Raw genomic sequence first — 18382 nt, 5'->3', positions numbered from 1 at the left:
CCGCTGCCGAACTGTGGGAGGTCTGCCGTGCGAGTCGGTGAGCAGTCGACGGATCCCATCGATCGGGTACTGGGCGAGGTGCCGCTGCCGGCGCCGCTGACCCCCGAGGACGTCCGGCTCGCGGTCCGGGCCGTGGTGGTGCACACGGCCGAGGAGTGGCCGACCGGGCCGCTGTGCCGCAACGACGGCGCCAGCTACCCGTGCCGGCTGCACCGGTGGGGCCGGCGGGTGTTGATCGCGCACGGGCTCAACGACCGTCAGGTCGACGCGCTGATCCGGCACGGCAACCCGTTCGTGCACGTACCCTTCCCGTTCACCGCCACCGGTCCGGTGCGCCCCGAACGGCCGGTCCCGCATCCGACGCGTGGCCCCGTCGCCGGCGCCGCCGGCCACGTCCGGAACCAGGCCAGCCGAGTCGTGCCGTCCGGCGTACGCCCGGTGGTGCGCGCCGCGGGCACCAGCCGGCCGGTGGCTCCCCCCGCCGCCGTGCCGCGCTGGCCCCGGGCGAGCTGAGCGGAGGTACGGCCGCTCCAGCCGCCCCCGGGGCAGGACGACGCCGGCCCGACGCGGGGTTCCCCACCCGCGCCGGGCCGGCGTCGAACCGATGGCCGGCTCAGTCGTTACCGGACTCCGCAGTCCGGCGCGGACCAGCTCGTCGTGTTGGAGCTGTTGTCCCGGTTGTTCTCCCGCCGCGAGTCGAGGTGCACGTGGTCGTCGTGGTCGGGGTAGCCCGGCCCGTAAAGTCCGCTGAAGCCGTTGTTCCGGGCGGCGCGGGCAACGTCGCAGAGCGACGAGGTACGCGACACCACGTCAGCGGCGTTGCCGTAGAGGTGCTGGCTGTCCGAGGCGCCGTCGACCTGGTTGTTGCAGGTCCGGCTGCGGAATCCGCTGCTCACGTAGAGCGGCTTGTCGCCGAGGCTGCGCCGCAGCGCCTCCAGCTTCCACATCGTGCGCAGCGCGTTTTGCCGGGTCTCGGCTGCCGGCAGCGGGCCCCCGCTCCACCCGCCGCGGCCGCAGCCGTCATCCATCTCGCTGTAGCTGAAGTGGCGTGGTGTGCAGTCGTTGTCCTGGAGCTCGTAGAGCTTGGCGTAGGTCTGGGGACCGGCGACGCCGTCCGCGCGCAGCCCGTACGCCTGCTGGAAGCGCTTGACCGCGGCGGCGGTCTTCGGTCCGTAGATGCCGTCGTTCTCCACGATGTCGCGGTTGCCGGCCCAGCCGGCCACCCGGATCTGCAGCTGGCGGACGTCCGCACCGGACCGCCCCTGGTAGAGGTTGCGGGTCCATGTGTAGCAGCCGTCGGCGTGGGCCGCTGGCGCGGCGACGACCGCGGCGATCGCGGCGCCTGGCAGGGCCAGGGCGAAGGCGACGGCAGCCCGCTTCAAGGTGTTTACGCGCACGGAAGTCCTCCCGATAGGAGAGTGAATGGGGTGGCTTTCGGGACATCGCCCGAGACGTCCCGTGATTTCCACCGTCGCACCTGTCGCTGCGGTTGGTGGCGAGAAACGAGAATCGTCCTCATAATTTGGTGTTCCTGGGGAGCGGCTGTGGATTCGGCTGATTTGCGAAACAGCCATTTCCGGCGTCGGCCGGAAGGAGAGCGCAAAACCGTACGGAACGTCGCGGACGATCCCACCGAGGGTCATGTTCTCCGGCCCGGCCGGGCCGGTAACGTCAGCGCCGGGCTGGCGCACTGGCGGAGGTGGACGTGGCGCGGGGAGGCGTCTTCTGCGTCGAGGGGCAGTGGCACCGCGACCTCAACGAGCGCGGGTCCGTGCTGCCCACGCTCGAACTGCTCGAACGACTCGGCAAGATCCGTTTCATCCACAAGGACGCGGCCACCCGCGACGAGCTCTTCTACTTCGTGGACCGCTGGCTGCTCAAGCAGTACGCCGACCACCGGGTCGGGTTCTTCGCCATGCACGGCGAACCGAACCGGCTGCGCCTCACGGACTGGCACTCGGTGGAACTCGCCGAGGTCGCCGAACTGATGGCCGGCCGCTGCGAGGGGCGGCGGCTCTACTTCGGCAGCTGTTCGGTGCTGCGCGCCTCGGACGCCACGCTCCGCGAATTCCTCGACATCACCGGAGCGGCTCTGATCTGCGGTTTTACCCGCGAAGTCGACTGGGTGGAATCGGCCGCCTTCGAAACCGTGCTCCTCGACGTGCTGGCCAACGGACAGCGGCACAACGCGGCCGAACTGCGGATGGGCTCGGCGCACTGGGCACCGCTCGCCTCGTACCTCGGGTTCCGGGTGATCTACGCCAACGGCCGCGCCTGGCGGCCCTCGGCCCGGCCCCGGGTGCCGGCGCAACCGGGCGCCGAGCACCTCACCCCCCGCCCTCGTTGACCCCCGGACGCCCCGGCGACCGGCCCTGGTAGAAACGAGCCGTGGCACGCAGCATCGCGACGAACACCAAGATCGACCGGGCCGGCCTGGTCGAGTTCCTCCGGCCCCGGCACCGGGTGGTCCTGATGACCACGCGGGCGGACGGCCGCCCGCAGGCCTCGCCGGTCACCGCGGGCGTCGACACCGCCGGCCGGTTGGTGATCTCCACCTACCCGGAGCGGGCCAAGGCGACCAACGTCCGCCGCGACCCGCGGGTGTCGGCCTGTGTGCTCTCCGACGAGTGGGACGGGCCCTGGGTGCAGCTCGACGGCACCGCCGAGGTGCTGGACCTGCCCGAGGCGATCGAGCCGCTGGTGGAGTACTTCCGCTGCATCTCCGGCGAGCACCCGGACTGGGACGAGTACCGCGCGGCGATGGTGCGGCAGGGCAAGTCCCTGATCCGGGTCACCATCGACCGCTGGGGGCCGATCGCCACCGGCGGCTTCCCCGCCCGCCTGGCCGACTGACCGCGCCCCGGCATCCGCCGGCTCGCGCTCAGTACGCGGCGGTGAAGCGGGTGTTCTCGTGCCGGGGGTTCTCGATCTCGTCGAGGATGGCCACCGCCAGGTCCTCGTAGGTGAGCACCGAGCGCCCCTGGTCGTCCGTGACCGGCTGGTCGGTGCCGGTCCGGTAGTGCCCGGTCCGCTCGCCCGGGTGGAACTCCAGCGGCGGCGGGGACACATACGTCCAGGTCACTCCGTCGGCGCTGGTGCGGTAGTAGTCGAGCGCGTCCGCCTGGCCCTGGGACGAGTCGCGGTATTCCGCCGGGAAGTCCGGCTCGTCGAGGAAGCGTGTCCCCTTCGGGGTGAGCAGGGTCGAGCCGCCACCGAGGTGGATGATCCGGGGCGGATCCGGCATCCCCCGCAACGTGCCGACCAGCGTCTCGGCCGCGTCCCGCCACAGCCCGCGCCCGTCGCCGCCGATGGCCACCACCAGCACGTCCGCCTCCGGGGCCAGCTCCCGCACGCTCCGTTCGCTGGTCGCGTCACCGGTCACCACCCGGACGCCGGCCGGCAGGTACGAGGTGGCCTCCGGGCGGCGTACGGCGGCGGTGACCCGGTGCCCCCGGTTGACCGCCTCGGCGGTGACCCGGGACCCCGCGGTGCCGCCCGCGCCGAACACGACGATGCTGCTCATGACCGCCTCCCGCCGGACGTGACCTCGTCCCCAGGCTATGACCGGGCCGGCCGGCGGGTGCCGTTACCCGAAGAACGCCCGGGGTGCGGTCAGTCGACCAGGGCGGAGTAGACCAGCTGGCGCAGCTGCGGCCGGATCGGGTAGGTGCTCGACGGGAGGAGCTGCGTGAAGAACAGCGCGGTGACCTCCTCGGCCGGGTCGACCCAGAAAGCGGTGCTCGCCACCCCGCCCCAGTAGTACTCGCCGACGCTGCTCGGCACCCGGCTGGGGATCGGGTCGTCGACCACGGCGAAGCCGAGCCCGAAGCCGATCCCGTCGAGGGTGGTCTCGGCGAACCCGCCGGTGGAGAGGGTGCCCAGGTCCTGCCCGCCGGGCAGGTGGTTGCGGGTCATGAAACGCACCGTGCGCGGACCGAGCAGGCGTACCCCGTCCAGCTCGCCGCCGCGCAGCAGCATCTGGGTGAACCGGTGGTAGTCGGCGGCGGTGGAGATCAGGCCACCGCCGCCGGAGAGCAGGGCCGGCTTCTCGTACGCCAGGGCGCCCAGCTTGTCGTAGCGGAAGGCGCGGCCGGTGCGCGGGTCCGGCGCGTAGAGCGCGCCGAGCCGGTCCGCGGCGTCGCCCTCGACCCACCAGTGCGTGTCGGTCATGCCGAGCGGACGGAAGATCCGGTCGGTGAAGAAGGCGTCGAGGCTCTGCCCGGAGACCACCTCGATCAGCCGGCCCAGCACGTCCGTGGCGACGGAGTAGCCCCAGGCGGTGCCGGGCTGGAAGAGCAGCGGCAGCTGGCCGAAGGCCCGCGAGGCGGTGGCGAGGTCGACGTCCGCCGGCGGGTACAGGTCGTAGCCGGCGGCCCGGTAGAGGCCGTCGACCACCGAGGTCTGCATGAAGCCGTACGTCAGGCCGGAGGTGTGGGTGAGCAGGTGCCAGACCCGGATCGGCTCCACGGCCGGCACCGTGTACGGCTTGAGCGTCGAGCCCTTGGAGTAGACCCGCAGGTCGGCGAACTCGGGCAGCCAGCGGCTGATCTCGTCGGTCAGCTCGAACCGGCCCTCCTCCCAGAGCATCATCGCCGCGACGGAGGTGACCGGCTTGGTCATCGAGTAGATCCGCCACAGGGTGTCCGGCTCGACCGGCGCGCCGGCCTCCAGATCCCGCAGCCCGTACGTCGTGGAGTGGACCACCTCCCCGCGCCGGGTGACCACCGCCTGCCAGCCGGCGAGCCGGCCGTCGTCGACGTACCTGCCGAAGTGCTCGTCGATCCGCGCCAGCCGCGCCGGGTCGAAGCCGATCTGGTCCGGGTCGATGCTCCGTGCCACGCTCACGTCGCCGAACCTACTCGTCGGTCCGCCCGGACCGGAAGGGCCCACCTGTCGGTGCCGGCCACTACCCTGGCCGGATGCCGGAGCTGACCGAGGACACCACCTTCCGCGACGAGGACTGGTACGGCGATGAGCTGGTCGACCGGCACTTCGCCCGCTGCGAGTTCTTCCACGTCGACCTCACCGAGGCCGTCACCCGTGGCGCGGTCTTCACCGAGTGCACCTTCGGCAACGTCCGGTTCAACGCCTCCCAACACACCGACTCGGCCTTCACCCGCTGCACCTTCAAGCGCGGCAACTTCTTCGAGGCCGAGTTCACCGGCTGCAAGCTGGTCGGCAGCACCTTCGACCAGTGCGACCTGCGCCCGCTGACCGTCACCGGCGGCGACTGGTCCTTCGTCGGCCTGGCCGGCGCCGACCTGCGGGGCGTCCGCCTCACCGACGTGCGGATGCGCGAGGTCGATCTCACCGGGGCCAACCTCACCGGCGCCACCGTGACCGGCGTCGACCTCGCCGCCGCCCAACTGCACGCCGCCCGCCTCGGCGGCGCGGACCTGCGCGGCAGCGACCTCACCGGGCTCGACCCGCTGGGAGTGGAGCGGGCCGGCGCGATCATCGACCCGGAACAGGCGGTGCTGATCGCTCGGGCGCTCGGCTTCGAGGTCGGTTGAGAGTCGGTCGAGGAAAGCCGACACCGGTTGTCAGGTTTCGCTGCCATCGTGGTTGACATGGCATGGTGGTCAGACCTCGTCGACGAGCAACCCGAGTTCGCCGCGCGCGTACGCGCCCGCTTCGCGGTGCGCAAGCACGGCACGATGGCGACGCTGCGCCGGGACGGCGCGCCGCGGATCAGTGGCACCGAGTTCGAGTTCGGCGCGGACCAGCTGCGACTGGGCAGCATGGCCGGCGCGCTGAAGGCGCAGGACCTGCGCCGCGACCCGCGGGTGTCGCTGCACTGCCCGACCGAGGACGCGCCGCCGGACGATCCGGCCGCCTGGGACGGCGACGCGAAGATCAGCGGCATCGCGCACGAGGAGCCGCCCGGCGAGAACGGCTCGCACCGATTCCGGATCGAACTGACCGAGGTGGTACTGACCCGGGTCGGTGACCCGCCGGACCACCTGGTGATCGAGAGCTGGCATCCGGGTCGTGGCCTGCGCCGCCGCGAGCGGCGCTGACGGCGCCGAGGTCCGCCCGCCCCGTCGACGCGAGGGACCTCGATTCCGCTTCCGGTCGATGTCCGCTACGGTGCGCTGACAGACTGGACACGTCGACCGTCCGGTTCTGGTGGATCCGAGCGAAACCGCGCGGGGGCGAACCCTCCGCGGACGACGCGCGCCACCGGGCCGGACCGTCCGGTGCGGAGCGGAGGGCCGGTGGCGGAGGACGACTTCAGCCGGGCGGGCACGGGCAGGTCCGGCGGGGGAGCCGGTCACCGGGCCGCCACCACACCGCCCCGGCACCGGTCGACCGTCCCGCTGCCGGCCCGGGCCCGCGCCGCGCTGCGGCGGTGGCCGGCCCCGCTCGGGCAGCGCCGCCTGGCGGCCGCCGGGCTCGCCCTGCTGGCCAGCCTGACCGCGCTGCTCGCGTACGTCGGCACCCGTCCGGAGTCCGACCCGGCGCTGCCCGGCGGGTTGCCCGCCGGGGCCGGCCGCTCGACCGGCTTCCCGGCGATCGAGGCGAACCGGAGCGACACCGGGCCGGCCACGCCCGGGCTGCAGCCGCGGCAGCGCCAACCCACCCTCGCGCCCAGCCCGTCGGCCACGCCGCCCACGCCGAACGCGCCCGCGCCCCCGCTGCTCACCGTCACCCAGGGCGACATCCCCGCCGAGGTCGACCTGACCGCCGCCGGGCCCCGGGACTGGGTGCACTGGGGGCTGCGCGGCGGCGAGTCGATCGTCCGCAAGCGGGACGGGTCCGGCGAGATCGTCGACGAGGGTGGCAGCGGCGCACGCGGCGGCTGGGACGGCAACCAGGAAATCTTCAGCTGGCGGGACGGCACGCGGGAACGCACGGTCGACGGCACCCCGAACGGCGTCTACACCTGCGGCACCGGCAGCGGCTTCGCGCTGGCGGTCGCCGCCAGCGGCGAGTTGCGCACCGTACGGCTCTACGCGGGGCTCTGGATGGCGCGGGCCCGTCTGGAGGCGCGGCTGTCGGTGGGCGGTCCGACCACGACGGTGCGGATGGAGGACCCGCACACCAGCCGCAGCGCCGAGTTCACCCTGCGGTTCCGCGCCCCCGAGGGAGCCCGGCTGCTCATCACCTGGACCACCGAGGCGGTCTTCAGCCGAGACTGCGGCAACGTCGGCCTCCAGGCCGTCGCCCTGCGCTGATCGCCGGGTCCGCCGCGCCGGCCCGGCGTGGCCGCCCCGTCCGCCCGGCGCGGGTGGGGCGTCGCGTTCGCCCGGCCGGCGGGGGCGCGCCGGAGTAGCGTGGGCGCGACGACCGAGAGATCTCTCAAGGAGCGCAGCGATGACCTCCAGTGAACAGGTTCTGGACAGCCCCACGGGTTGGGTCGCCGACCACATCCGCCGTTACCTGGAGACCGACGGCGCCGACGGCCACGAGTGGCGGCCCGGGGTGTTCACGCTGCTGCTGACCACTCGCGGCCGGCACAGCGGAAAGCTGCGCCGCACCGCCCTGATCTACGGCCGGGACGAGGACCGCTACCTGGTCGTCGCCTCGCAGGGCGGCGCCCCGGAGCATCCGGCCTGGTTCCTCAACCTGCTCGCGGACCCGCACGCGGAGGTGCAGGTCGAAGGCGAGCGGTTCACCGCCCGGGCGCGTCCGGCCACGCCGGAGGAGAAGCCCCGGATGTGGGCGACGATGGCCGGTATCTGGCCGGCGTACGACGAGTACCAGACCAAGACCGACCGGGAGATCCCGGTGGTGGTGCTGGAGCGCGCCTGACCGGGGCCGGATCGGTTGGGCGGCGCCGGGACAGTTTGTCCGTCGCCGCCCGTCCACGTCGGCGTAACTTTCTGCTGTCCCGGTCCGACCGTCCTGTATGGAGGCCCGCAGATGAGCAGCAGCACAGCCCGCCGCGCCCGTGCCGGCTCCGCGGCCGCCGCTGCCGCGGAGCCGTCCGGTGACGTGCTCCGGGAGATCCCGCTACCGCCCTATGTGACAGGTGAGGACGCCCAGTTCGCGGTGCGGGCGGTGGTGGTGCACGCGCCGCGGAGTTGGTCGGGCGGGACGGTCTGCCGCAACGACGCGAGTCCACACCCGTGCCGGCTGCACCGCTGGGGGACCCAAGTGCTGGCGCTGCGCGGGCTGCGGGATGCCGACATCGCCGCGCTCATCGAACGCGGCGATCCGGCTGCCCCGGTGCCGAGCCGCCCGCGTGCCTGAGCGGCGGGCTCGCGGCTCCGCCGCCGGCGGGAGCCGCGAGCCCGGCCCCGCGGCTCAGCAGGCGATCGGCTTGACCCAGGAGCACTCCAGCCCGTCGGGCGCTCCGGTGCGGTCGGGCTCCGCGGCCGGCGCCACCCGCGCCGTGGCCCCGCTCGTCTCGCTGTACGTGGCGAGCGCGACGGCGATCTGGTCCTCCAACCCCTTGACCGACGAGGCCAGGTAGTTGTTCAGCAGGATGGAGAACGCCAGCACCCGGCCGTCGGCGTCGGTGGCGTAGCCGGAGAGGCCGGAGACGCCGGTGAGGCTGCCGGTCTTGGCGTGCACGTTCCCGGCCGCCGGGGTGCCCAGCATCCGGCTGCGCAGCGTGCCGCCGACGAAGCGCTCGGGCTCGCCGGCGATCGGCAGCGCCGCGTACCAGGTGTCGAACCACGGCTGGCCGCGGACGGCGGCGAGCAGGTCCACGAATTCACCGGCCGGGATCAGGTTCCGGCGGGAGAGCCCCGACCCGTCCCGCTGGCGCAGCGTGCCGGTGTCCATGCCGGCCTCGGCGACGTAGCCGCTGATCGCGGTGAGCCCGGCCGACCAGGTGCCCGAACCGGAGCGCACCCGCCCGATCTCCTTGGTCAGCACCTCGGCGTGCCCGTTGTTGGACAGCTTGAGGAACGGCACCATCAGCTCGGCCAGGGGCATCGAGTCGTGCCGGGCCAGGGTGGCCGCCCCGGTGGGGGCGGGCGTGCCCACCGTGGTCCGGCCGAGCACCGTGACGCCGTGCCGGCGCAGCGCCGCCCGGAACACGTCGGCGGCGTAGCCGGTCGGCTCCCAGACCGTCACCCAGTCGCTCGCCGGCTCGTCGCCCACCGCGATCTGGCCGGTGACCACGACGGTGTTGCCGCCGTGCTCGCGCTCGAAGGAGATCGACGTCTCGCCGCCGGCCACCGTCCGGGCGCGGTTGTCGAACCGCAGGTAGCCGGTGGCGGGGGTGGTGGTGATGACCGGCGGGGCGCCAGCCTTGCCGGGAGCCGCGTGGACGATGACCGTGCCGGCGTCGTAGTCGGTGTCCGGCGCGACGGTCAGCGCGGAGACCTGCGCGGCGTAGTAGTAGGGCTCGTCGTCCCAGGTCCAGTCCGGCCCGAGGCGGGTCCGGTCGTAGCGGGTGTCGTCGGCCACGAGATCGCCGGTGACGACCCGCACGCCGCCGGCCGCCACCTGTGCGGCGAGCGCGTCGTAGTCCTTCGCCAGCATGGTCGGGTCGCCGCCGCCGCGCAGGTAGAGGTCGCCGGCGAGCAGCCCGGCGCGCCGCTTGCCGCTGCTGCGCACATCGGTGGTGAACCGGTGGTCCGGCCCGAGCAGCGCCATGGCCGCGGTGGAGGTGAGCAGCTTGGTGTTGGAGGCCGGCACCAGGCGGCGGTCGCCGTTGCGGTCGTACAGGGTCTGGCCGGTCGCGGTGTCCACCACGACCACGGAGGCCTGCGCCCCGGCGAGTCGGGAGTCGGCGAGGATCGCGTCGATGGTCGCGTGGAGGCGGGTCACCGCGGGGGCCGGAGCCTCGGCGGTGGCGCCGGGCGCGCCGGCGGTGGCGGCTGCGGCCACCAGCGCCACCAGCGCCAGCGTCCGAGGGAAGAGACGACGATGCATGCGCCGATCGTGTCACGGAGATAATCGCCAGTGAAGAGCCAGAGTCGAAGGTTTTTGCCGTACGGCCGTGGTGGGCGACGGCGTCAGATCGGACGCGCCTCCGGGCCGGGCGTCGGTGGCTGCTCCTCGCCGCCCCAGTACCGCCCGTCCTTCCGGATGATCAACGGTGCCACCAGCGCGGCCAGCGCCCCGCCGAGCAGTGGGAAGACGATGAACACCCACAGTTGCCGCAGGGCCACGCCGCCCTCGAAGAGGGCCGGGCCGATGGACCGGGCCGGGTTGACCGAGGCGCCGTCCAGGGTGGTGCCGACCAGCTGCGTCGCGGCGAGCGCCAGCCCGATCGCCACGCCGGAGACGGCGGCGTGGTCGGCGCGAGTGCCCGCGACCAGCACGACCAGCACGAACAGGAAGGTCAGGACGGTCTCCAGCAGGGCGGCCCCACCCCGGTTGATGTGCGCGCCGTAACCGTTGCTGCCGAGCGCGCCGGTCTGGTCCACGACGTCACCCCAGCGCGTCAGCGCCCAGAGCAGGAACGCGCCCACGATGCCCCCGAGGACCTGCGCGACCCAGTAGGCGACCGCGCCGATCACCGAGATCTTGCCGGAGATCAGCACCCCGAGGGTGACCGCCGGGTTCACGTGGCTGCCCGACAGCGGGCCGATCGTGTAGACCAGCGCGATCAGGACCAGTCCGAAGGCGAGCGCCACCACCACCACACCGCCCTGGACCCGGGCCGCGATCGCGCTGCCCACGCCGAAGAAGACCAGCAGGAGAGTGCCGAGGAACTCGGCGATGTAGCGGCGGACGTCTGTCATGGGGTCAGCCTAGGGACAAAGCGGCCGCAAGCGAGTAAAAAGACCAGCTAGCTCGCCGGTGGGCTGTGACCGGCGAGACGCCCCGGGAGGGCACAGCGGGCGCGCGCCCAGTGTTGGACCGGTCATGGACAGCCGCTCGGTCGACGTGGTCGTGATCGGCGCCGGCCAGGCCGGCCTCTCCGCCGGATACCACCTGCGCCGGACCGGCCTCACCCCCGAAACGGGCTTCGCCATCCTCGACGCCGACGACGGCCCGGGCGGCGCCTGGCGGCACCGCTGGCCCACCCTGACCATGGACCGGGTGCACGGCTTCCACGACCTACCCGCGATGCCCTTCCCCGCCGCCTCGCCCGACCAGCGGGCCGCCCAGGTGGTGAGTGACTACTTCGCCGCGTACGAGCGGGAGTTCGGCCTGGCGGTGCGGCGACCGGTCCAGGTCCGAAGAGTGCACTCGCTGCCCGACGGCCGGCTGGACATCCGCACGGACCAGGGCAGCTGGACCACCCGCGCCCTGATCAACGCCACCGGCACGTGGAGCCGGCCGTTCTGGCCGCACTATCCCGGCCGCTCGTCGTTCCGGGGTCGCCAGCTGCACACCGCCGACTACCGGGGCCCGGACGAGTTCGCCGGCCGGCGGGTCGTGGTGGTCGGCGCCGGCACCTCCGCCGTGCAACTGCTCGGCGAGATCTCCGCGGTCGCCGCCGACACGACCTGGGTGAGCCGGCGGCCGCCGGACTTCCGGGACATCGAGTTCGGCCCGGAGCACGCCCGGGCCGCCGTCGCCCTGGTCGAGGAGCGGGTCCGCACCGGACGCCCACCGAGCAGCGTGGTCGGCGTGACCGGTCTGCCGGTGACCCCCGAGGTGCGTCGCCTCCGCGAGCAGGGCGTGCTCGACCGCTTACCCATGTTCGACCGGATCACGCCGGACGGCGTCGCCTGGGCCGACGGCCGTTTCGTGCCCGCCGACGTGATCCTCTGGTGCACCGGCTTCCGGGCCGCGCTCGACCACCTCGCCCCGCTCAGACTGCGTGCGCCGGGCGGCGGCATCACCATGGACGGCACCCGCGTCGTCGCCGACCCCCGCATCCACCTGATCGGGTACGGGCCGTCGGCGAGCACCATCGGGGCCAACCGGGCCGGCCGCGCCGCGGTCCACGAAATCCGGGCGCTGCTCGCCCCGGCCGCCGCTCTCGACTGACCATCCTCTATTTGACGGATCGCCCGGCAGCGGGCACCGTAGGCCGTGAGGGGCCCCTTCACCTGCCCCGGCGCGGTCGCGACCAGGTCGCCCGCGATCACCTCCCACGTGCGCCCCGGACGCGGGCCAATCCCGGTCTGCGCCGTTCCGACCGCGATCCGAGAGAATTCACGAGGAGTTCCACCATGCTCACCATGACCGACAACGCCGTCCTGGTCATCCGTGACCTCGCCAACCAGCAGGACGTCGCCGAGGACGGCGGGGTGCGTATCGCCGCCGACGCCGCCGCGGGCTCGCTGACCGTCGAGCTGGTGCCCCAACCGGTGCAGGGCGACCACGTGGTGGACAACCAGGGCGCCCGGATCTTCCTGGACGCCGACGCCGTCGAGATCCTCGGCGACGCCTCGGTCGACGCCACCGTGGACGACGAAGGCATCATCCAGTTCGGTTTCACGGAGAAGCATTAGTCGCTCAGCCGGCGCGGCGGGTCTCCCCGCCGCGCGGCGATCGGGACGGCCGGCCGCGCTCCGGCGCGTCCGGCCCCACCCGCCACGGCTCCGGCCTGGCGACCGGGGCCGGGTGCCGCAGCGCGGCCAGCACCTGTGCGAGGTGGTGCGAGGTGCTCCACGCCGTCCAGTTGGTCATCGAGCCGGCGCCGGCCACGCGGCGGGCGCGGCGGAGGATCTCGTGGTCGCCCCACGAGAACGACGCCCCGGCGGCCGGCCAGTGCGGCGCGGAGACCAGGGTGCGGCACAGGTCCGCGAAGCGCTCGTCGCCGCGCCCGCCGCGCCGCGACCAGCGGTAGATCCACCACCCGCCGTCGGTGGTGTAGCACATGGTGGGCAGCCGGTCGCCCGGCTGCCCGGTGCCGGGCTGCGCCGAACGGACGCCGTAGTCGCCGTAGCCCACACCGAGATCGGCCAGGCGCTGCCAGAGCAGCCAGTCCCAGCGGTCGAGCCGGACCGGCTCGTCGGTGGGCAGCCGGGACAGGGTCGGCGGCAGCCCGCCGGCCGCCACCGTCACCGACCGCCAGGCGTACCGCCGGGCCCAGTCGAGCAGCCGGCGCGCCCGGGGCTCGGCCAGTCGCACGTCCGCCAGGCAGCACACGTCGCCCGCGTCCACCAGCAGGTCGCACTGCTCCGGCGTGAGCCGGGTGAACCGCCAGATCCGCTCGACCGCCGAGGTCGTCGCGTCCGGGCCGGTCCGGTCCAGGCCCGCCCGCACCCGGATCAGGGCCCGCCGCCCGTACGCCCGGGCCGCGGCGCCGTGCGCGACCAGCCGCCGGTCGCTCTCCGCGAGCCCGATCACCGGCATCAGCGGTACGCCCCAGCGGACCAGTTCGCTCTCCGGCGCCTCCGGCAGCGCGGTGACGTCGACGGCCGGCATCAGCCCGGCCGGCAGCCGCGCGAGAGAGTCCGATGTGGTCCGGTCGAGGGTGTCGACGTCGAGGATCGGCGCGACCAGCGGGGCGGTGGTGGCGTCGAGGTGGGACAACGCCTCCAGCTCACCCCGCCGAATGGCGAGGATGGGGCGGTAGACCGGTTCCGCCGCCCGGCCCCCGTGGGCGGGCACCATACTTCAGGTTAGCCAGGCATTCCCATACGTCACAGGGCCGATCGGGCCTGGAAAACGGGTCGGACGACGGTCACCCGGGGCCTACGATCGCCGGATGCCCAACGCCCCGTACCGCTACCGGTCCGACGACGAGGACAGTGCCCGGTGGCGTGGATTCCCGTTCCGCGCCGGTGACATCGTGATCAGCACCCGGTCCAAGAGCGGCACCACCTGGATGCAGATGATCTGCGCGCTGTTGGTGCTGGGCACCCCGGAACTGCCGGCGCCGTTGCCGGCGCTCTCGCCCTGGCTGGACTGGCTGGTCGAGCCACGCGAAGAGGTGTTCCGCCGGCTCGCCGCCCAGCCGCACCGCCGGTTCGTCAAGACGCACACGCCGCTGGACGGGATCCCGCTCGACCCCCGGGTCAGCTACGTCGTGGTCGCCCGGCACCCGCTCGACATGGCGGTCTCCCTGTATCACCAGGCCCGCAACCTGGACCGCGACCGGATGCGCGAGCTGACCGGGCGGCCGGCGCCGCAGCAGCCCTCGGCCCCGCCGCTGCCGGTCGACCGGTGGTTGGCCCGCTGGGTCGGCCGGGAGGTCGATCCCCGTACGGAGCTGGACGCGCTGCCCGGGGTGATGTGGCACCTGCGCGACGCCTGGGCCCGCCGGCACGACCCGAACGTGGTGCTCGTGCACTATGCCGACCTCTCGGCGGACCTGGCCGGGGAGATGCGCAGGCTCGCCGACCGACTCGGCCTCGCCGTACCCGAGGAACGTTGGCCGGCGCTGGTCGAGGCGGCCACCTTCCGCCGGATGCGGCAGCGGGCCGAACGACTGGCCCCGGACCCGGCCGGCGTGTTGAAGGACCGCCAGGCATTCTTCCGTGCCGGTCGTTCGGGGCAGGGGTGGGAGCTGCTCGACGAGGCGGGCCGGGCCCGCTACGACGCCCGGGTCGCCGGCCTCGCCCCGCCGGACCTGCTCGCCTGGCTGCACCGCTGACCCGCCCGGTCCGCCCCGGCGGGCCTGCCCCGGGCAGGCCTGCCCCCGGTATGGCCCGCCCCGGTGTGGCCTGCCCCCGGTGTAGGCCTGCCCCCGGAAGGCCCGCCCCCGGTGTAGGCCTGCCTCCGGTGTAGGCCTGCCTCCGGTGTAGGCCTGCCTCCGGTGTAGGCCTGCCTCCGGTGTAGGCCCGCCCCCGGCGTAGGCCCGCCTCCGGTGTGGCCCGCCCCGCCGTAGGCCCGCCCCGGTGTGGCCCGCCCGTTCGTCGAGTCGTCCGGAGCGGGCGCTGGCTTTCTTCGCGGATCCTTTCGAGCTGAGTCGGATTCGACATCAGGCGTGGGAGCGCGACAGGGCACCGCCAGCGGTTGGCCGCCGGAGGCCGCGCAGCGGTCGTCGTCGCGCACCCGGACGGCCGTCCCGGCGCTCTGGAGCGCCATGTGGCAGCCAGGGTGAGTCGTTGACGACATCAGCTCCAAAGGACGTGTGCAGCAGACCCGCACGCCAGGTGCGGCAATGCGTTGGGTGCAGCGAGGGGTGGGCCGCCGTCCGCCCGTTGTCCGCCCCGGTCCTCCTGTTCCGGAGGACCGGGGCGGAACGTCCCGCGCCGCGAGCCAGGGGCGCGGTGACCGTGCCGGCTCAGTCGTCGTCGCCGTGGTCGTCGTCATCGTCGTCGCCGCGACCGTCGTGCCGGCCGTCGTCATCGTCGTCGTCCGCGTCCTCCTGCTCCGCCCGGAGAACGGCGCCGGTCTCCCGGTCGACGTCGATGTCGTGCTCGGTGCCGCCGGCCACGACTTCCACGCTCCACACCGGACGGCTGTGCTCCTGCTCGGCCTCGATCTCGACGATCCGGCCGCCACCGGCCCGCGCCAATGCGATCTCACCGGCCTGCTGCTGGTCGACGCGGTCGCCGCCCGGCCCGGTGGGCTGGGTCGAGCTGCCGCCGGTCGTCGGGGCGCCGCTCGGCGTGCCGGTCGTCGCGCTGTCGCCGGGTGTGCCGCCGGTGGCGCTGTCGTCGGGTGTGCCGCTGGTGGCGCTGTCGTCCGGCGTGCCCGGCGCGGTCGGGTCGGCGGTGGCGGCGGCCAGGGTGGTGCCCCGGGCACGGTCCCCGTCGGCGGCGCTGACGCCGACCGCCACCCCGGCCACCGCCAGCACGGCGGCGCCGCCCGCCGACGCCAGGATCATCGCACTGCGTCTCATGATCTCCACCTCTCCTCGGTTGTCGCTTCCGAGGATCGGTTGCGCGGGGATAGCACCGCGCTGTGCGGACCCTAAAGCGGGGTTAAGCCGCCGGCGGGCCGAGTCGCAGCAGCACCTGGGCCCCGCCGCCGGAGCCGGTGTGCAGCTCGAGCCGGCCGCCCGCGGCCTGCGCCGCCCGGCGGGCGATGTCCAGGCCGAGGCCGGTCGAGCCGGCCGCGCTGGCGCCCCGGCGGACCGCGTCGGCGGGCATCCCCGGCCCCTGGTCTGCCACGGTCAGCACGACCTGACCGTCGTCGAGGGCCAGCCGGACGGTGAACGGCGTGCCGTCGGGGGTGTGGGCGAAGACGTTGCCGAGCAGCGCGTCCACCGCGGCCGCCAGTTCGTCGGCGGGCACGCCGACCGGGAACGGCCCCGGCGCCAGGTCGAGCGTCACCGCGCGGCCGGTGTCCTCGGCGAGCACCGACCAGAACGCAACCCGCTCGCCGACGATGCCGGCCGCGTCCGCGGCGACCCGCTCGGCGGCCGGCGATCGCCACCTGGCCTGCCGGATCAGGCCGGTGACCGCCCGTTCCACCCCGTCTACCGCGGCGGTGACCCGGGCCGCGTCCTGGGGGTCGCGCAGTGACTCCGCCTCCAGGCGCAGCGCTGTCAACGGGGTCCGCAGCTGGTGGGACAGGTCGGCGACCTGCTCGCGTTCCTGTACCAGCAGCACCTGGATCCGGCCGGCCAGGTGGTTGAGCGCCCCGGCCACCTCGCGCAGCTCGGCGGGCCCGGACGGGGTGACCCGGGCGTCCAGTTCGGCGTTGGCGAGCCGGTGCGACACCGCGGAGAGCGCGTCGATCGGCCGGACCAGGGTGCGGGCCAGCCGGTCCGCGACCAGCAGCCCGATGAGGACCAGCAGCACTCCCAGCAGGGCCAGCACCAGCCAGGCGCGGGTCACGCCGGCGGTCAGCTCCGCCCGGGGCACCTCGACCCGGATCACGCCGGTGCCGTCCGGCCGGCCCTGCACGGCGATGACCACCTCCCGGCCGGCCGCCGACTCTCCGGTCAGGCTCTGTCCCCGCGCGGCCAGCGCCACCGCCGCGGTACGCGGCACCGGCGCGCCGAGCACCGTGCCGTCCGGCAGGTAGATGCTCACCGGACGGCCGGAATCGGCGGCCAGCTGCTCGACGGTGAGCCGGATGGTCGCCGGATCGGAGGTGCCCACCACCGGCACGAGGCTCTGCGCGTCGGCGGTGGCCCGGACGGTGGCGCGGTCCTCGGCCGCGGTGCGCACCAACAGCGCCAGCGGCACCAGGAACGCGAGCAGGGTCAGCACACTGACCGCGGCCACCAGCAGCGCCAGCCGTGCCCTCACCCGGTCGCCCCCGGCGCCTCCAGCCGGACCCCGACGCCGCGCACGGTGTGCAGGTAGCGCGGGTCCAGCGCGGTCTCGCCCAGCTTGCGGCGCAGCCAGGACAGGTGCACGTCGACGGTCTTGTCGGCCCCGCCGTACGGGATCTGCCAGACCTCGGTGAGCAGCTCCCGCTTGGTGACCACCTGGCCGGGACGGCCCGCCAGGTGGTGCAGCAGGTCGAACTCGCGCGGGGTCAGCTCGACCGGCGTCCCGTCGAGGGTCACCTGTCGGGAGCGGGGGTCGACGCGTAGTGCGCCCACCACCAGCGTCGGGTCGCCGGCGTCGGCGCCGGACGGTCCACGGCGGAGCACCGCGCGGGCCCGCGCGTCGAGCTGCGCGGCGGTGAACGGCTTGACCACGTAGTCGTCGGCCCCGGCGTCGAGCACCCGGACGATCTCGGTCTCGTCGTCGCGGGCGGTGGCCACGATGACCGGCACGGAGCTGACCGCGCGCAGCATCCGCAGCAGTTCCCGGCCGTCCAGATCGGGCAGTCCCAGGTCCAGCACGACCAGGTCGGGCCGGTCGTCGAGGGCGTCGCGCAGCCCGGCCATGGCGGTCGAGGCGGCGGCGACCGCGTGCCCGCGCTCGCGCAGCGCCCGGATCAGCGGCGTGCGGATCGTCAGGTCGTCCTCGATGAGCAGCAGGCGAGCCACCCTCGAAGGCTAACCACTGCCGGCGGTGGGGACGAGCTGCGTTAACCGTCCCTTAGCGTCCCGCTGTGCCGGCGCCAACCTCCGCTCGGGGACACTCGGAGGATGCGCCGCCGTTCGCTCCTCGTCGCCGCCGGGTGGCTGGCCACCGCCGCCGTCGCCACCCTGATCGGGCTGGGGGCGATCCGGCTGGTCGGGGAGAGCATCACCGGGACGCCGGGCGGGGTGCGCAGCGAGGAGGAGATCGCCCGCGCGCTCGAGGCCGACCCGTTGCCGTCTGCGTCGGCCCCCGCGCCGACGACCGGCGGCCCGCCGGCCACCGCCTCGCCCTCGGCCGCGTCGCCGTCGGTCACCGCGGGGGCGCGGCGGAGCTTCGCGACCGCCGGGGGCACCGCGGTGGCCGAGTGCACCCCCGCGGGCGTACGACTGGTGTCCTGGGCCCCCGCGCAGGGCTTCCGCGTGCGTGACGTCGACCGGGGCCCGGACGACGACGTCGAGGTCCGCTTCGAGGGGGCCGCGGGGAAGCATGAACTGCAGGTGCGCTGCCTCGGTGGCGAGCCGGTCTCCGTCGAGGACGACTGACTCCGCCCCAGGTCAGGCGAGGTGAGCTGCGTTCGCAATATCGACATTTGTCCATGATCGGACAGTGCTGCGACTGGTTGCCGGCGGCAGTGTCGACCTAGCTTCGATGACAGGGGGTGCGATCACCGCCGTTCCCTCTCGCCGCACCACTGCACCATC

The 18382-nt window shown here is 74.0% G+C and carries 21 protein-coding genes; 12 read left to right on the top strand and 9 right to left on the bottom strand.

Features of this window, described 5'->3' with window-relative positions; genetic code table 11:
* Window positions 1-27: 27 nt before the first annotated feature.
* Entirely contained in the window at window positions 28-513 is a 486-nt protein-coding gene (locus O7603_RS15645; protein ID WP_281576440.1) for a hypothetical protein, read from the top strand.
* A 107-nt stretch (window positions 514-620) separates the two neighbouring features.
* Here the strand turns inward: O7603_RS15645 and O7603_RS15640 are convergent, their stop codons facing one another.
* Window positions 621-1397 (bottom strand): D-Ala-D-Ala carboxypeptidase family metallohydrolase, encoded by a 777-nt coding sequence (locus O7603_RS15640; protein ID WP_281576439.1) that lies wholly within the window; start codon window positions 1395-1397, stop codon window positions 621-623.
* A gap of 308 nt (window positions 1398-1705) precedes the next feature.
* Here O7603_RS15640 and O7603_RS15635 point away from each other — a divergent pair, with 308 nt between their 5' ends.
* Together O7603_RS15635 and O7603_RS15630 are read left to right on the top strand one after the other, a co-directional pair.
* Complete coding sequence (locus O7603_RS15635) at window positions 1706-2347, top strand: DUF6642 family protein (RefSeq protein WP_281576438.1); 642 nt, start codon at window positions 1706-1708, stop codon at window positions 2345-2347.
* Between the two features lie 41 nt (window positions 2348-2388).
* Window positions 2389-2853 carry a PPOX class F420-dependent oxidoreductase gene (locus O7603_RS15630; RefSeq protein ID WP_281576437.1) on the top strand — a complete coding sequence of 155 codons (465 nt, stop codon included), beginning with the start codon at window positions 2389-2391 and terminating at the stop codon, window positions 2851-2853.
* Between the two features lie 28 nt (window positions 2854-2881).
* On the opposite strand, the gene O7603_RS15625 is transcribed toward O7603_RS15630, so the two are convergent.
* Window positions 2882-3523: an NAD(P)H-binding protein gene (locus O7603_RS15625; protein WP_281576436.1), complete on the bottom strand. Its 642-nt coding sequence runs from the start codon at window positions 3521-3523 to the stop codon at window positions 2882-2884.
* Window positions 3524-3612: 89 nt separating this feature from the next.
* The gene (locus tag O7603_RS15620) at window positions 3613-4845 is read right to left on the bottom strand and encodes a serine hydrolase domain-containing protein (RefSeq protein ID WP_281576435.1); all 1233 of its coding nucleotides are present in this window, start codon (window positions 4843-4845) and stop codon (window positions 3613-3615) included.
* A 74-nt stretch (window positions 4846-4919) separates the two neighbouring features.
* On the opposite strand from O7603_RS15620, the gene O7603_RS15615 reads away from it, so the two are divergent.
* The 5 genes from O7603_RS15615 to O7603_RS15595 all read left to right on the top strand — a co-directional run bounded on the left by O7603_RS15615 (window position 4920) and on the right by O7603_RS15595 (window position 8196).
* Window positions 4920-5513: a pentapeptide repeat-containing protein gene (locus O7603_RS15615; RefSeq protein WP_281576434.1), complete on the top strand. Its 594-nt coding sequence runs from the start codon at window positions 4920-4922 to the stop codon at window positions 5511-5513.
* A 57-nt stretch (window positions 5514-5570) separates the two neighbouring features.
* Complete coding sequence (locus tag O7603_RS15610; protein WP_281576433.1) at window positions 5571-6020, top strand: pyridoxamine 5'-phosphate oxidase family protein; 450 nt, start codon at window positions 5571-5573, stop codon at window positions 6018-6020.
* 198 nt (window positions 6021-6218) lie between these two features.
* Complete coding sequence (locus O7603_RS15605) at window positions 6219-7178, top strand: hypothetical protein (protein WP_281576432.1); 960 nt, start codon at window positions 6219-6221, stop codon at window positions 7176-7178.
* A gap of 139 nt (window positions 7179-7317) precedes the next feature.
* Window positions 7318-7755, top strand: coding sequence for a nitroreductase family deazaflavin-dependent oxidoreductase (locus tag O7603_RS15600; RefSeq protein WP_281576431.1), 438 nt, complete (start codon window positions 7318-7320; stop codon window positions 7753-7755).
* Window positions 7756-7866: 111 nt separating this feature from the next.
* Entirely contained in the window at window positions 7867-8196 is a 330-nt protein-coding gene (locus O7603_RS15595; protein WP_281576430.1) for a hypothetical protein, read from the top strand.
* 54 nt (window positions 8197-8250) lie between these two features.
* Here O7603_RS15595 and dacB read toward each other — a convergent pair whose 3' ends face one another.
* Together dacB and O7603_RS15585 are read right to left on the bottom strand one after the other, a co-directional pair.
* The gene (gene dacB, locus O7603_RS15590) at window positions 8251-9831 is read right to left on the bottom strand and encodes a D-alanyl-D-alanine carboxypeptidase/D-alanyl-D-alanine-endopeptidase (protein WP_281576429.1); all 1581 of its coding nucleotides are present in this window, start codon (window positions 9829-9831) and stop codon (window positions 8251-8253) included.
* Window positions 9832-9914: 83 nt separating this feature from the next.
* Entirely contained in the window at window positions 9915-10646 is a 732-nt protein-coding gene (locus tag O7603_RS15585) for an aquaporin (RefSeq protein WP_281576428.1), read from the bottom strand.
* 124 nt (window positions 10647-10770) lie between these two features.
* Here O7603_RS15585 and O7603_RS15580 point away from each other — a divergent pair, with 124 nt between their 5' ends.
* Together O7603_RS15580 and O7603_RS15575 are read left to right on the top strand one after the other, a co-directional pair.
* The gene (locus tag O7603_RS15580; RefSeq protein WP_281576427.1) at window positions 10771-11844 is read left to right on the top strand and encodes an NAD(P)-binding domain-containing protein; all 1074 of its coding nucleotides are present in this window, start codon (window positions 10771-10773) and stop codon (window positions 11842-11844) included.
* A 185-nt stretch (window positions 11845-12029) separates the two neighbouring features.
* Entirely contained in the window at window positions 12030-12311 is a 282-nt protein-coding gene (locus O7603_RS15575; protein ID WP_281576426.1) for an adhesin, read from the top strand.
* A gap of 4 nt (window positions 12312-12315) precedes the next feature.
* On the opposite strand, the gene O7603_RS15570 is transcribed toward O7603_RS15575, so the two are convergent.
* Window positions 12316-13419, bottom strand: a complete 1104-nt coding sequence (locus O7603_RS15570) for a beta family protein (RefSeq protein ID WP_281576425.1) — start codon at window positions 13417-13419, stop codon at window positions 12316-12318.
* 94 nt (window positions 13420-13513) lie between these two features.
* On the opposite strand from O7603_RS15570, the gene O7603_RS15565 reads away from it, so the two are divergent.
* Window positions 13514-14401 (top strand): sulfotransferase domain-containing protein, encoded by an 888-nt coding sequence (locus O7603_RS15565; RefSeq protein WP_281576424.1) that lies wholly within the window; start codon window positions 13514-13516, stop codon window positions 14399-14401.
* 633 nt (window positions 14402-15034) lie between these two features.
* On the opposite strand, the gene O7603_RS15560 is transcribed toward O7603_RS15565, so the two are convergent.
* From O7603_RS15560 to O7603_RS15550, 3 genes are all read right to left on the bottom strand, one after another.
* On the bottom strand, window positions 15035-15595 hold the full coding sequence (locus tag O7603_RS15560) for a PepSY domain-containing protein (RefSeq protein WP_281576423.1): 561 nt from the start codon (window positions 15593-15595) through the stop codon (window positions 15035-15037).
* An 82-nt stretch (window positions 15596-15677) separates the two neighbouring features.
* Window positions 15678-16952 (bottom strand): HAMP domain-containing sensor histidine kinase, encoded by a 1275-nt coding sequence (locus O7603_RS15555; protein WP_281576422.1) that lies wholly within the window; start codon window positions 16950-16952, stop codon window positions 15678-15680.
* Window positions 16949-17644, bottom strand: coding sequence for a response regulator transcription factor (locus O7603_RS15550; RefSeq protein ID WP_281576421.1), 696 nt, complete (start codon window positions 17642-17644; stop codon window positions 16949-16951). The genes O7603_RS15555 and O7603_RS15550 overlap by 4 nt, the downstream gene beginning before the upstream one ends.
* A gap of 102 nt (window positions 17645-17746) precedes the next feature.
* Between O7603_RS15550 and O7603_RS15545 the strand changes: the two genes are divergently transcribed.
* Entirely contained in the window at window positions 17747-18223 is a 477-nt protein-coding gene (locus tag O7603_RS15545; RefSeq protein WP_281576420.1) for a septum formation initiator, read from the top strand.
* The last annotated feature ends 159 nt before the right edge of the window (window positions 18224-18382 follow it).

It is taken from the genome of Micromonospora sp. WMMD812, assembly GCF_027497215.1.
GTDB lineage: Bacteria > Actinomycetota > Actinomycetes > Mycobacteriales > Micromonosporaceae > Micromonospora.
This window is presented reverse-complemented; position numbering and strand designations above follow the sequence as displayed.